This is a genomic window from Synechococcus sp. UW140 (genome assembly GCF_900474295.1).
Taxonomy (GTDB): Bacteria; Cyanobacteriota; Cyanobacteriia; order PCC-6307; family Cyanobiaceae; genus Synechococcus_C.
In genome coordinates this window covers 39,509-52,723 of sequence record NZ_UCOB01000008.1, presented here as the reverse complement: position 1 = coordinate 52,723, position 13,215 = coordinate 39,509, and the positions used below count along the sequence as shown (strand labels likewise).

Below are 13,215 nucleotides of genomic sequence, written 5' to 3'. Positions count from 1 at the left end.
ACTGCTTGCTGCCATGCGTCAGATCAACTTCGGCCTGATCTTCGCCTTCGGCCTGGCGATGGTGTTTTTCACGCTTGAGAACACTGCTGCCACGACGGTTCATGTCCTGCCAGGACTCAAATACACCTTGCCACTGGCAGCCCTACTGCTGCTGTCTTCAGGCATCGGCGCCGTTTCCGCCTGGTTCTTCGCCACCTGGAGCGGCATGCTCAACACGGTGATCACCGTGGGCAAAGACGAGGAATATCAAGCCCAGCAGGTTCGAATCCAGGAGCTTGAAACCGATCTCAACCGCTATCGCTCCACGGTGGAAACCCAGCTCGGCCTCCTCCCCTCTGCCAAGGCATCCGCGAACGATGACGAGGACAGTGACGTCGAACAACTCGACGTGAGTGCTTCCTGAGGAGGGCGAATCCGCTGGCGCATCGCTGGCGGAGCGGCTGGGGGCTCGATACCTTGCGTTCAGCAAGTGTGTGATGTTGCCCGAGATCAGCCGAAACCAAAGAGCTGATGCAGGAGCACGCCTCGCCATCCGCCTGCTTCAAGATGCAGCCCAGAGGGGGGATCTCGACCCCTGGGATGTCGACGTGATCGCAGTTGTTGATGGCTTCCTCGACCAGCTGCGTCAAAGAATTGACGTGCCTCGCCAAGTGGCTGCAGCCCTTCAAGGGCAGGGAGGCAGCTATGAGAAAGACCTGGCGGACAGCAGTGAGGCCTTTCTGGCAGCGTCTGTGCTGGTGGGTCTCAAGGCCGAAATTCTCGAGGCGGAAACCTTCCCACCGGAACCGATCTTTGAGGAGGGTTTCGAACCTGAGCTGGGAGATCAGGGTTGGCTTGATCCCGACTTCAACCTGCCACGACGACCAGAACGGCATCTGGAAAGACGACCTGTCGCCCCTCCCCCGCTTCGTCGGCCGGTGACGTTGGGTGAACTGATCGAACAGCTGGAATCGATCGCTGAGCAACTCGAGACCGACGAGCTGGAGATGCGGCGTCGGCAGAAGACAAAACGCTTCAGCAACCGCGAAGCCATCGCCCAAGTTGCAGCGCTTGCACACCGTGAAAAGCTGCCGGAAACAACGGCTGCCCTGGGTCAATTTCTGCAGAGCTGGGAAGACGTTCTGCACTGGATGGACTTTGAACAGCTGGTGCAGCGCTGGGGCGAAGTGGCAGCGCCCGATCTCGACACCGACCGCGTCGGTGTGTTCTGGGCGCTTCTGTTTCTGTCCTCTCAGGGACAAATCGAACTTCATCAGGGAGACTCGCTGCATGGACCGCTGCAGCTCAAACGACTCCTGGCTTCAGGCAGCATGGCTCAACTGCCGATTACGCAGCTCAACGTGCCAGCTGTTGTGCCGGCCGGAGAAGCGGTTGCCGCCTGATCTGGCATTTAAGTTGTCCTATCGATCTGAGGCCTGATGCGTCCATGAAGGCGATGATCCTGGCGGCAGGCAAGGGCACCCGCGTGCAGCCGATCACGCATGTGATCCCTAAACCGATGATTCCGATCCTGCAGAAGCCGGTGATGGAATTTCTACTGGAGCTGCTGAAGGAACACGGCTTCACAGAGGTGATGGTGAACGTGTCTCACCTGGCAGAAGAGATCGAGAACTATTTCCGCGACGGGCAGCGCTTTGGGGTCGAGATTGCCTACAGCTTCGAAGGCCGCATCGAAGACGGTGAACTGATTGGCGATGCGCTGGGTTCAGCTGGTGGTCTCAAGAAGATTCAGGACTTTCAACCCTTCTTTGATGACACCTTTGTGGTGCTCTGTGGTGATGCCCTGATTGACCTTGATCTGAGCGAAGCCGTTCGCCGCCACCGCGAAAAGGGAGCGATCGCCAGCATCGTCACCAAGCGAGTCCCTCGTGACCAGGTGAGCAGCTACGGCGTGGTAGTGACCGATGACGCAGGAAAAATCAATGCCTTCCAAGAAAAGCCCAGCATCGACGAAGCGCTGAGCGACACCATCAACACCGGCATCTACATCTTTGAGCCGGAGATCTTCGAACAGATCCCCTCAAGCCAGCCCTTTGACATTGGCTCGGATCTCTTCCCCAAGCTGGTGTCCCAAGGGGCCCCCTTTTACGCCCTGCCGATGGATTTCGAGTGGGTGGATATCGGCAAGGTCCCCGATTACTGGCAGGCAATTCGCAGTGTGCTGATGGGCGAAGTGCGCCAAGTTGGCATCCCCGGCAAGGAAGTTCGTCCTGGGGTCTACACCGGGCTCAATGTGGCCGCCAACTGGGACAAGATCAACGTCCAGGGACCGATCTACGTGGGTGGCATGACCCAGATCGAAGACGGCGCCACCCTGATTGGCCCCTCCATGATTGGTCCTAGCTGCTCGATCTGCGAAGGCGCAGTGATCGACAACTCCATCATCTTTGACTATTCACGGATCGGTGCAGGGGTGCAGTTGGTCGACAAGCTTGTCTTTGGTCGCTATTGCGTTGGCCGCAATGGCGACCATTTCGACCTTCAGGAAGCTGCACTCGACTGGCTGATCACCGATGCCAGACGAGCGGATCTGATCGAGCCATCACCTCAGCAGAAGGCCATGGCAGAACTGCTCGGCACAGATCTCACACCGACACCGGGCTAACACCCGCCTGTTCAAGCACCAGAGGAATCCGTTCCTCCGCACGCACAGCCATCAAATGCACGCCTTGGGCAATCCCCAGGTAGCGCTTGACCTGCTCCGCCGCGATTGCAATCCCCTCGGCGGCAGGATCCTGGGCAGCCTCCAAGCGGGCGATCAGCGCATCAGGAATGCAGGCTCCAGGCACCATGCGGTTGATGAAGGCGGCATTCTTGGCTGATTTCAGCAGAAACACCCCGGCCAGCACCGGCAGTTCCAGGGGCGCAGCCAGATCTGTGCAGAACCTCTCCAGCACAGCCCCATCCATCACCATCTGGGTTTGAAGGAAGCGTGCACCGGCCTCCCGCTTGCGCTCTAAGCGCCTCAACAGACCACTCTGACTAGAGCAGTGTGGATCAGCAGCAGCACCGGCGAACAAAGCCGTGGGGCCGTCGGCCAAATCACCCTTCACTGGGTCCTCGCCGCGGTTGAAAGCTGTGACCTGATGCAAGAGACGCACTGATTCCAGCTCATTCACCGGACGAACCTTGGGCTGGTCCCCGGCGGTGACTGGATCACCGGTCAGGCAGAGAAGATTGCGAATACCGAGGGCATGGGCGCCGAGCAGATCGGCTTGAAGCGCGATGCGATTACGGTCTCGACAGGCGATCTGCAGCACCGGCTCCATCCCGTGATCGAGCAGCAACCGGCACACCGCCAGGCTGCTCATGCGCATCACAGCACGGCTGCCATCCGTGACATTCACAGCATGCACCCTGCCACGCAAGGTTGCCGCCATCGCCAGGGTATGGCGCACATCACCACCTCGCGGAGGCATCACTTCGGCCGTAATGGTTGGCTGACCAGCGGCAAGACTGTGCTGCAGCGCCGTGCTGTCCATCTCTAATCGTCTTCTCCCAGCCGTCACTATGGGCGATCGGGATCACACCGCCAGAACGTGCCTAGGATGAAGGGACGATGGGGAGACGGGGACGATGAGCAGCGGCAACACCCCGGGCTCAATGCATGTTTCCCTGTCTAGCCGCGAGCTTGAGATCATCGAACTGGTGGCTGAAGGGCTCACCAATCAGGAGATCGCCGAACGTCTCACCATCAGCAAGCGCACGGTGGACAACCACGTGAGCAATGTCTTCACCAAAACAGGGTCCAAGAACCGCGTGGCCCTGCTGAACTGGGCCATGGATCACGGCAAGATCTGCCGGGATGGTTTCAACTGCTGCGTGCTCCCTCCCGACGAGAGCGACGCTTCCTAAACACCTGGGCTGCAGGGCGGGGCATTGGCAGCAAGGAACAGCTGGCGAGGGGAAGAGAGAACAGAGCGGCGTATGCCACACAGGCTTCACGGTCTCCACCCATGAAGCGAAGAATCCCATCGGTGTCATAAAGCCCGTACATCGCCGCGTCTCCTGATCCCAGGGTGCATTCCGCGCCGGAGAGGCACGACACCTTCTCCCCAAATCTAAAGCAAATCGAAAGACGCTTTCAAAGTCTTGGGCCATAGCTTCATGGGCTGCAAGGCCAAGGCAGCGTTGCTCCAACGCTTGTCACCGGTGATTTCCTGTCCACACCAGTCAGGAATCACCACAGACGTCTGCATCGATGGCAGCTCCACCTCCGCCAGAACCAAGGGCGCATTCTCCCCCGTAAAGCAATCCACCACCCAGTCACCACCAGGGAGATCAAGGCCATAGCGGATCTTGGTCAGTCGATGGGGCGCAAGCTCCCAAAGCGCTTCCGCATCATCAAGTGGCAATGGATATTCGAACTCATGGCTGGCGAAGCCATCGGCTGGAGCCTTGAGGGTCAACCACGCTGCCTGCTCTGCTCGAATCCGCATCCTCACGGTGATCCCCTGCTCAGACGTGGCCAAATAGCCCTGTCGAAGCGACTGGGGTGCTCCGGCGAGGGTCCGCCACCCTTCCGATCGGACTAGAAAACGACGTTCGATCTCGAGGGGCATGGGATCGCCTCAGTTGGGGGATGGCTCCGAAGCGATCAGGCTTCCCGCCCAGTGAAGCTTCTGCGCCAGTGTTCGGTAATAGGAGGGCTTTCTGTCCAATTGGAGCATCAAGGCATGGTGGGGGGCACGCTGCACCATGCAGCATTCACCTGACTCCAGAACGGCACCTGCCACTCCATCTTTCCAGAGCTTCACAGGCCGTTCTCCTTCCCCCAGTGGCCAAATCATCAGCCGGGAGCGGGGGGGCACCACGACCGGCCGACTCGACAAACTCATCGGACAAATGGGGCTGACGATGATCGCATCGATCCCTGGATGCAGGATGGGTCCACCTGAGGCCATGGCATAGCCGGTCGAGCCCGTCGGCGTGGCCAGGATCAACCCATCACCGCGCACCTGATCGACCACCTCCCCATCGATCTCCAACTCGAGGATGCAAGTGGGGGCGAGGTCTTCTCGATGGGGGCGCAAGTAAAGATCGTTCAGGGCCCAGTGTCGCTCCAGCGCATCGGATGCATCCGCAGGAACCTGGGAGCGGCTGCCGTCCTCCATTGCACAGCGGAGGTCACGGCCGTGATGGACCGTTGCCTGCAGCATCATGCGCTGCTCCAGAGCGAACTGATCATCAATCAGACGCTGCCAGAGCTCAAGCCCACCCAGCATGGTGGAGTCATGGGTGAGGAAACCCAAGTGCCCCCCCACGTTGAAACAGAGAATCGGCACGTCATGCACCGCCAGATGCCGAGCGGCTCCGAGAACGGTGCCATCGCCTCCGAGCACAACAGCCACATTGGGCAATGTGGGCTCGGAGGCCATCAGACCAGGGAAGGGGTTGGCCTTCGGTCCACTCATGGCCAGAGTGACCTCGGCCCCGAGAGAGGTGAGGTCATCAGCGCAGCGCCTGGCTTCCCGCAAGGCAGCCAAGCTATCTGCTCTATAAATCAACCAGACCCGATCAAGGCGCATGGGGCGTAGGCGCCGGAGATCACCAGCGCAGCAGGTTGAAGCGTTCCATATCCACTGTGACGCGATTGCGATAAAGCGACAGCAGAATCGCAAGACCCACTGCTGCCTCGGCAGCAGCCACGGTGATAACGAAAACAGCGAACACCTGGCCCCGAATCAAATCACCATCCACGTAGGAGGAGAAGGCCATCAGATTGATGTTCACCCCATTGAGCATCAGCTCGATACTCATCAGCACGCGCACTGCATTACGACTGTTGATCAGACCCCAGACACCGGTGCAGAACAACACTGCAGCCAGCAGAAGATACGCCTCAAGAGGTACGGATCCGTTCAGCAGCTCAGACATGGGGTACAGATAAAAGGAAGAGATTCAGAACAGCACCGGTTCAGGCGGGGGGCTGATCCACCAAGAGAGGGGTACGGGACTTTTCAATCAGTCCCTGATCAGCCGACTGCCCCGTGCCCAGATCCGTAGCTTGCACATCTCGACGGGCCAAAACGATCGCGCCGATCATCGCCATCAGCAGAAGAACGGACGCCAGCTCAAAGGGCAGAAGGTAATCGGTGAAGAGGTGCTCACCAATCCGAACGGTTGCGCCCTCACCGACAGCCTCGGGGCCAGGCACGGCCCAAGGGGTCGTGAAAGCAACTCTGACCAGCAAGGCAAACAGACCGGCGCAGACTCCTCCGGAGAGCAAGCGACGCGTTGGCAGGCCCTTGATCGGTTCCAGATCTTCCCGTTTGTTCACGAGCATGATCGCGAACAGGATCAAGACGTTCACCGCTCCGACATAGACCAAGACCTGGGCCGCTGCCACAAAACTGGCATTGAGCAGCAGATACAAGCCAGCCACAGCCATGAAAACGCCACCCAGAAGAAAGGCGGAGTAAACGATGTTGCTCAGCAGCACAACGCCCAGGCCGCCAATCGCGATCACAGCGCCGAGAACGAGGAAGCAGATGAGCTGGGTTGAGGCAGCAATCGTCATCCTGCGTTCTCCTCCTTGGTGGTCGTCGAAGAGGATTCTCCCCCATCCGCTGCCGACTTGGGCATCGAAGCCAGCACCTGATCAGGAAGCTGACCAGCCCTTGGACGGTCAGCCGCCACACCATGGGGATCCATCTCACCCACAGGTAGATAGGCGAGCTCCCGAAGTGGCTGCACGGAGGCGTCAGTGGTGACGCTCGTGGGCAGACGACCAAGAGCGACGTTGTCGAAGTTGAGGCTGTGGCGATCGAAAGCTGCCAACTCGTATTCCTCAGTCATCGACAGACAATTCGTGGGGCAATACTCCACGCAGTTGCCACAGAAAATACAGACACCGAAGTCGATCGAATAGTTGCGCAACTCCTTTTTCTTGGTCTGCTTGTTCATCACCCAGTCGACGACTGGCAGGTTGATGGGACAAACCCGAACGCACACCTCGCAAGCGATGCACTTGTCGAATTCGTAGTGAATCCGGCCGCGATAACGCTCGGACGGGATCAGCTTTTCGTAGGGATATTGCACCGTCACAGGACGACGCTGCATGTGGTCAAAGGTGACTGCCAATCCCTGGGTCAGGTTGCGTGCCGCATCAACGGCATCCCTGGTGTAGTCACCAACCTGCTTGAGGAATCCGAACATGGCCTGGGAGGAAGTGGAACAGTGTGAGAACGAGGGGGGCGGGGCTAGGGCGGATTCAACCGCCGAAAGCCACGGGGAAGGCCAATTTCAGTGCAGCTGTCACCAACAGGTTGACCAACGCAAGCGGAAGAAGGAACTTCCAGCCCAGATTGAGCAGCTGATCGATCCGCACCCGCGGGGTGGTCCAGCGCAACAGGATGGCAAAAAAGACCAGCAGATAAGCCTTGAGCACCGTCATCACGATGCCTACGGTGCCTGTGATCACCTGCACAAGCGGTGCATCCACCGACTGGCCCATCCAGCCTGCCAGCCATTCCACCGGAATCGGGAAGCCCCAGCCGCCGAGATAGAGAACCGACACCAACAGGGCGGAAAGCACCAGGTTGATGTAGCTGCCGAGATAGAAGAGGGCGAACTTCATCCCGGCGTACTCGGTCTGATACCCGGCGACCAGCTCTTCCTCTGCTTCCGGAAGATCGAAAGGAAGACGTTCGCATTCAGCCAGAGCACAGATCCAGAAGATCAGAAAGCCCACGGGCTGACGCCAGATATTCCAGCTGAGCAAACCGGCACCGGTCTGCTGGTCGACGATGTCAATCGTGCTGAGGGAATTGCTCATCATCACGACCGCAAGGACAGCCAGAGCGAGGGGGATCTCGTAGCTGATCGACTGGGCCGCAGCCCGCAATCCCCCCAGCAGGGAGTACTTGTTGTTAGAGGCGTAGCCGCTCATCAGCAGGCCAATCGGCTGAATGCTGCTAAGCGAGATCCAGAGAAAAATGCCAACCCCCACATTGCTCACGAGCAGGTTCTGGCCAAAAGGAACGATCAGCCAAGACAAGATGACCGGCACCACCACGAGCACCGGGCCGAGGGTGAACAGCACGCTGTCGGCACGAGCCGGAATGATGTCCTCTTTCACCAGCAGCTTGAGGCCATCAGCTAGCGGCTGAAGCACCCCAAGGGCACCAGCGTATTCAGGCCCAATGCGCTGCTGAACGGCCGCTGAGATCTTGCGTTCCAGCCAAACCGTGACCAGCACACCCACCACAGCCGCCACAAGCACCAGCAGCATCGGCAGGGGCAGCCAAAGCAGATGAGCGACGTCAGGGGAAAGGCCGAGTCCTTGCAATGCCTGGCTGAAACTGAACTCCAGGTCCAGACCGGGGCTCACCAGGGCCGTCATTGTGGTGGCAAGGGAGGTCACCATGTTCAGGGGTGAGATGGAAGCAACTTAGGCGCCCGCAGTCGGGAGGCGGCTTTCAAGCGGTATCCAGCTGCGCTGGGTACTGCCTGTGTAGATCTGCGAGGGACGGAAAATCCTGTTGGCACCGAGCTGTTCCCGCCAATGGGCCAACCAACCTGCCACCCGGGAAATGGCAAACACTGGTGTGAACAGATCGCGGGGGATCCCCAGCTTCCGATAGACGAGTCCGGAATAGAAATCGACATTGGGATAGATGCCCTTCGGTCCAAGCCGGGTTTCGGCAGCAGCCTCCAGGGCGCGGGCGACGTCATAGAGCTCGTCGTGACCGAAGCGCTCAAACATCTCCTCGACAAGAGCCTGAAGAATCACCGCCCGAGGGTCCTTCACCCTGTACTCCCGGTGGCCGAAGCCCATCACCTTGCGCTTGTTCGCAATCGCGTCATCGAGATAAGCCGCCGCCTGATCAGGGGAGCTGATCTCTTCCAGCATGGCCAGCACATCTTCATTGGCACCGCCGTGGAGAGGACCGGCCAAGGTCCCGACTGCGGACGCAACCACGGCGTAGGGATCGGTAAGAGTGCTCGCTGTGACGCGAGCACTGAAGGTACTGGCATTGAGACTGTGCTCGGCATGAAGCATCAGACAGCGATCAAAGATGCGGGCGGCAAACGGATCAGGTTCCCGCTCCGTGAGCATGTAGAGAAAATTGGCGGAATAAGCCAGATCGTCGCGGGGTTGGATCGGGTCCTGGCCTTTGCGGATCAGCTGGAACGCAGCCACCATCGTGGGGATCTTGGCGATCAGCCGCACCACCGCCGCATAGATGTATTTGGGGTCGTCAATCGCCCGACGGGAATAGAACAATCCAAGGGATGCTGCGCTCGACTGCAGGGCATCCATCGGGTGACCGGTGGCCGGGAAGCACTTCATCATGTCCCGCACCCGGAAGCTCACCCGCCGGTGCATCTGCACCTCATGCTCGAATGCCTTGAGCTGATCAGTGGTGGGCAGCTCTCCCCAAATCAGCAAATAAGCCGTTTCCAGAAAGGTGCTCTCGGCGGCGAGTTCCTCCAGCGGATAGCCGCGATAGGACAAACGCCCCTGCTGTCCATCAATGTCACAGATGGACGACTGGGTAGCAGGCACCCCATCGAGCCCGGGGCGGAAGACGATGCCTGTCCGCTCGTGGCGGATCTCCTCAACTGAAGACTGTGCCACCCCCAACCTGCATCGCCAATGCAACCTAATCGGCGCCGCGCAAGAGCAGCCCTGGACGCAACAACAGCTCCAAGCGCGCGGTCCCGACGACAGGCCCCTCGCTGCTTGGCAATCGCAAATGGCAGAAGCCCGCTTTGCGCATGCGCAAGAGCCCTGGTGGGGCTCCGAGAAGGTCAGCGGCAAAAGCGCTGAGATCAGGTTCATGGCCGACCAACAGGCATCGCCCCTGGAGCTGCGGGAGCAGGGCGTGATGATCGCCACCTGGCTTGAGAAACGATGACAACTCTGGTTCAGGTGCGAAGCCGGCACGGTGAGCCAGCCACGCCGTTTCCAAGGCTCGAGCGAAAGGACTCGAGATCAAGCGATCGGCACGCAAACCAGCCCTCACAAGGCGTGTCAGCACAGCCTCGGTGCGTTGTCGACCCCGCTGCGTCAGCGAGCGGTCGGGGTGATCGCGGCCCGCAAGGCGTTCCACAGCGATCCCATGACGAAGCAGGAAGAGATCAACCCAGGTTGAGCAAGGCACGCAAGCGCAGAGTGTCGCCACCAACAGCCTGATCAGCGAATGAAGCCGTGTCATCCGTGGGGTCCGGCCCCACAGCCAGGGCCAACCCCTGCACCTGATCCAACAGGGAGCGACCCGCCACGGTCTGCACCAATGTCCAGGGACGCCAGCGCTGAAGCTGATCACGACTGAGGGGCGCAGCCAGTGCCAGTTGCTGGGGCAGCGGCAGCTGGTGGTGCTCCAGCGCCTTCAATTGCCGTAAGCGCTGTTGGAGTGGCTTGTCATCACGACGCTGCTGCACCGTGTCAAGACTCTCCCCCCACCACTCCTGACGTCCCTCACGGGCAAGGGCCACCGCCAGTTCAGCCTGCAACGACTCCTGACCATGACTTCGCTTGCGCTGTAAGCGGGTCCAAACCGTGAGCTGACCACGTTCAGCATCAAGTGACGAAGCCCCAAGGCCCTCTTGGCTCAGGGCGGCATCGACGGCGTCAAATCCCGGACGCCCTGCCTCAGTCCCCACCAGCCATCCCTGCGGCTGCAGTTCCCACAGCATCGGGCCGTCATTCCGAGCACTGATGGCATCCAGAGCCGGAGAGGCCAAGGCCTTGAGCTGCCCCCGTAGCAATGGGCCAAGCCATTGCGCTTGGGGATCGTCGTTGGCCACCTGCAATAGGGCAGAGGGATTGGTGAGCAGAGCCAGGGCATCGGCGCTCCCCCCTGCGAACTCCAAGAGAGCCTCACGAGCAGCGGCTGCGTCAGGGTTGGAGGCCTCTGCCGCCACCACTGGAGCGCGGAAGCGCAGCATTCCATCCACCGCCAGATCAGCTCCTTGGACGCCTAGAGCCGCCACCAACCCTTCCAGGTCGGAATGGTTCACCAGCTCAGCAGGCATGCCCAGCCAGGAGCCCAGCGCCTGAGGCGATGCCGTCACCAGGGCCACCCCATCGCCAAGCTGGGTCAAGCGACGCTGAAGATCAAGATCGCCGAGCTGATGTTGATCATCGAGCTGGGACACATCGAGAGCCTGCTCCAGCACGCCTCGACCCGAGGCAATCAGCAGGAGATCGTTGTCGATCAAAGCCGTGGCAAGAGGCTGAGGATCGCGCCCCAGCAAGGCCCCACGGCCACTGATCACGCCCATGCCGCGGTAACTACTGACCTGCAGATCTGTACCGGCCAAACTGCGGGTCTGCCAGAAACGCTGCAAAAACCGCCGCGGTCCATCTTGATCCCGACTGGAAAGAGCCAGCACCCAGCCCAGACGTCCATCATCACCGCCCGAATCGAGCAGGGCGAGACTCACTTCAGGCCCAAGCCAGTCGGCCAACTCATCGCTGTACTCCAGACCTGCCAGAGCAAAAGCCCCATCACGCAGCTCTTGCACCGCCTCACGGGCAGCACGGCGCTGCTTCGAGGGTGCAACGGCCTCTGCATAGGCTGGCAATCGACCGGGATCCATGAGCCAATGCAGGCTCAGAGCCGCCTGGCGCGGAACGAACTGAGCTGCCCGAGGCAGCTCCAGCGGTCGCTGGGCTTGGCGCAGAGGACTCTGTCGAGCCATCGTCCACCAAATCCCCGCAGCCGAGGTGAGCAGGAGCAGCACCGAGGCGGCTACAGCGAGAAGAAAAGAGCGGGCCTTCATGGGCCGGCGATCAAGCCACTTGACGACATCTTTGTCCATTCCGGGGCAGATGCCAGGGGGATTCAGAATGAATCGATGATCAACCCCGATGCCGCAGGCCGGCCCAAACCCCTCTCCGCAGTCAATCTCCAACACCTGCTTGAGGACGCGAACCCTCCAAGGGTTGTCGATGTCAGAGAAGAGCAGGAACTGGCTGTCGCAGCGTTCCCAGGTGATGTCTTGCATCTGCCCCTCAGCGCAGCCGATCGATGGATGGACGATCTTCTGGAGCAATTCAATGCTGATCGAGATGTTGTGGTGGTCTGTCATGCCGGGGTGCGCAGCTGGCAATTCGGCTGCTGGCTGCTGGCGCAACGCCCTGACCTAACCGTCTGGAATCTGGAAGGCGGCATTGATGCCTGGAGCCAGCAGGTGGACCCTGGCGTGCCGCGGTACTAAGCGAACACGCCCCGTACGATCGAGGTGGTGACAGCAACCTCTTGGAACCCCTGCCCAGCCGACAACAGGAAGTGCTGCGAGCCACGGTGCACCACTATGTCGACACCATTGAACCGGTGGGCAGCCGCACCCTCGTGAAGCGCTTTGGGCTCAAGGCCAGCTCAGCCACGGTGCGCTATGCGATGGGAGCCCTTGAGCAGCGCGGACTGCTCACCCAGCCCCACACCTCCGCAGGCAGGGTGCCCAGTGCTCGCGGCTATCGCCATTACGTGGACTGCCTGCTACCACCGCCGGGAGCAGCCGCTCAACATTTGGATCAAGAACTGACCCAACTCAGCCTGCGTTGGGCCGCCCTCGACGACCTGCTTCAACAGATGGCCAGGCGCCTCACCGACTTCACAGGCCTGATGAGCCTGATCACCCACCCGACCCGGCTGCAACCCGCGCTCGAAGCACTCCGCCTGGTGCGCAGCGAGGAGCGTCTTTTGGTGATGCTGGTTCAAAACTCAAGCCAGGCGACCCATCTCAACCTGCGACTTCCCCACGGAAGTGAGCATCAGATCGAAGCGATCGAGCTGTGGGCACGGAGGCAGCTGGAGCACAACGGCAATGGCCAGATCGCTTGGGAGTCGCTGCCGCTGGAACTACAGGACTGCGGTCGAGCCCTGCAGGATGCGATCCATAGCCATCAGCAACTGGAGACGCCGCAAGAGTCCAGAAGTGTGTTTCACGGCGTCTCTCGCTTGATCGCCGAGCCGGAATTCAGCCAAAGCGCTCGGGTCTGGCCGCTACTGGAACTGATGGACGAACAACCCACAGCCCTCGCTCCAAGCGACTGTCATCCCTGCGGTGGTGTCTGGATCGGCCAGGAACATCCCCAGGCAGCCCTCCACCATTGTTCCGTGGTGCAGGCTCCCTATCGCAGCGGAGGCGAGGGAATCGGCCAAGTAGCCCTGGTCGGCCCCATGCGCATGGCTTATGCCACGGCTCTGGCAGCCGTGCAGTCAGTGGCCCGGACCCTGGAACGGCTTCTGTCGTAGAGAT

The 13,215-nt window shown here is 60.3% G+C and carries 17 protein-coding genes; 6 read left to right on the top strand and 11 right to left on the bottom strand.

What is annotated here, in order from left to right; genetic code table 11:
- Positions 1–13: 13 nt before the first annotated feature.
- The 3 genes from DXY10_RS03515 to DXY10_RS03505 all read left to right on the top strand — a co-directional run bounded on the left by DXY10_RS03515 (position 14) and on the right by DXY10_RS03505 (position 2,605).
- On the top strand, positions 14–403 hold the full coding sequence (locus DXY10_RS03515; RefSeq protein ID WP_115016284.1) for a lipopolysaccharide assembly protein LapA domain-containing protein: 390 nt from the start codon (positions 14–16) through the stop codon (positions 401–403).
- Positions 404–476: 73 nt separating this feature from the next.
- Positions 477–1,382, top strand: coding sequence for a segregation/condensation protein A (locus DXY10_RS03510; protein WP_115016340.1), 906 nt, complete (start codon positions 477–479; stop codon positions 1,380–1,382).
- A 44-nt stretch (positions 1,383–1,426) separates the two neighbouring features.
- Positions 1,427–2,605 carry an NDP-sugar synthase gene (locus DXY10_RS03505; RefSeq protein WP_115016282.1) on the top strand — a complete coding sequence of 393 codons (1,179 nt, stop codon included), beginning with the start codon at positions 1,427–1,429 and terminating at the stop codon, positions 2,603–2,605.
- Here DXY10_RS03505 and DXY10_RS03500 read toward each other — a convergent pair.
- The gene (locus tag DXY10_RS03500; RefSeq protein WP_115016280.1) at positions 2,586–3,482 is read right to left on the bottom strand and encodes a methylenetetrahydrofolate reductase; all 897 of its coding nucleotides are present in this window, start codon (positions 3,480–3,482) and stop codon (positions 2,586–2,588) included. The two genes, DXY10_RS03505 and DXY10_RS03500, sit on opposite strands and share 20 nt — an antisense overlap.
- A gap of 121 nt (positions 3,483–3,603) precedes the next feature.
- Here DXY10_RS03500 and DXY10_RS03495 point away from each other — a divergent pair, with 121 nt between their 5' ends.
- Positions 3,604–3,855, top strand: a complete 252-nt coding sequence (locus DXY10_RS03495; RefSeq protein WP_371411111.1) for a LuxR C-terminal-related transcriptional regulator — start codon at positions 3,604–3,606, stop codon at positions 3,853–3,855.
- On the opposite strand, the gene DXY10_RS03490 is transcribed toward DXY10_RS03495, so the two are convergent.
- The 10 genes from DXY10_RS03490 to DXY10_RS03445 are packed head-to-tail and all read right to left on the bottom strand — an operon-like array spanning position 3,812 to position 11,733.
- Complete coding sequence (locus tag DXY10_RS03490) at positions 3,812–4,048, bottom strand: hypothetical protein (protein ID WP_244281915.1); 237 nt, start codon at positions 4,046–4,048, stop codon at positions 3,812–3,814. The two genes, DXY10_RS03495 and DXY10_RS03490, sit on opposite strands and share 44 nt — an antisense overlap.
- Before the next feature lie 13 nt (positions 4,049–4,061).
- Positions 4,062–4,562, bottom strand: coding sequence for a CYTH domain-containing protein (locus DXY10_RS03485; protein WP_115016274.1), 501 nt, complete (start codon positions 4,560–4,562; stop codon positions 4,062–4,064).
- A gap of 9 nt (positions 4,563–4,571) precedes the next feature.
- Entirely contained in the window at positions 4,572–5,528 is a 957-nt protein-coding gene (locus tag DXY10_RS03480; RefSeq protein WP_115016272.1) for an NAD(+) kinase, read from the bottom strand.
- Between the two features lie 19 nt (positions 5,529–5,547).
- Positions 5,548–5,877, bottom strand: a complete 330-nt coding sequence (nuoK, locus tag DXY10_RS03475) for an NADH-quinone oxidoreductase subunit NuoK (protein ID WP_115016271.1) — start codon at positions 5,875–5,877, stop codon at positions 5,548–5,550.
- A 40-nt stretch (positions 5,878–5,917) separates the two neighbouring features.
- A complete protein-coding gene (locus tag DXY10_RS03470) occupies positions 5,918–6,520 on the bottom strand; it encodes an NADH-quinone oxidoreductase subunit J (protein WP_115016268.1) in 603 nt (200 codons plus the stop codon).
- The gene (gene ndhI, locus DXY10_RS03465; protein WP_115016267.1) at positions 6,517–7,158 is read right to left on the bottom strand and encodes an NAD(P)H-quinone oxidoreductase subunit I; all 642 of its coding nucleotides are present in this window, start codon (positions 7,156–7,158) and stop codon (positions 6,517–6,519) included. Before ndhI ends, DXY10_RS03470 begins: the two co-directional genes overlap by 4 nt.
- A 55-nt stretch (positions 7,159–7,213) precedes the next feature.
- Entirely contained in the window at positions 7,214–8,332 is a 1,119-nt protein-coding gene (gene nuoH / locus DXY10_RS03460) for an NADH-quinone oxidoreductase subunit NuoH (protein ID WP_170953937.1), read from the bottom strand.
- Between the two features lie 60 nt (positions 8,333–8,392).
- Entirely contained in the window at positions 8,393–9,589 is a 1,197-nt protein-coding gene (locus tag DXY10_RS03455; protein ID WP_170955686.1) for a citrate synthase, read from the bottom strand.
- A 19-nt stretch (positions 9,590–9,608) separates the two neighbouring features.
- Positions 9,609–10,109 (bottom strand): histidine phosphatase family protein, encoded by a 501-nt coding sequence (locus tag DXY10_RS03450; RefSeq protein ID WP_244281914.1) that lies wholly within the window; start codon positions 10,107–10,109, stop codon positions 9,609–9,611.
- Complete coding sequence (locus tag DXY10_RS03445) at positions 10,087–11,733, bottom strand: DUF3352 domain-containing protein (RefSeq protein ID WP_115016338.1); 1,647 nt, start codon at positions 11,731–11,733, stop codon at positions 10,087–10,089. Before DXY10_RS03445 ends, DXY10_RS03450 begins: the two co-directional genes overlap by 23 nt.
- Positions 11,734–11,808: 75 nt before the next feature.
- Between DXY10_RS03445 and DXY10_RS03440 the strand changes: the two genes are divergently transcribed.
- Positions 11,809–12,171, top strand: coding sequence for a rhodanese-like domain-containing protein (locus DXY10_RS03440; protein ID WP_115016260.1), 363 nt, complete (start codon positions 11,809–11,811; stop codon positions 12,169–12,171).
- 41 nt (positions 12,172–12,212) lie between these two features.
- On the top strand, positions 12,213–13,211 hold the full coding sequence (gene hrcA, locus DXY10_RS03435; RefSeq protein WP_115016258.1) for a heat-inducible transcriptional repressor HrcA: 999 nt from the start codon (positions 12,213–12,215) through the stop codon (positions 13,209–13,211).
- The last annotated feature ends 4 nt before the right edge of the window (positions 13,212–13,215 follow it).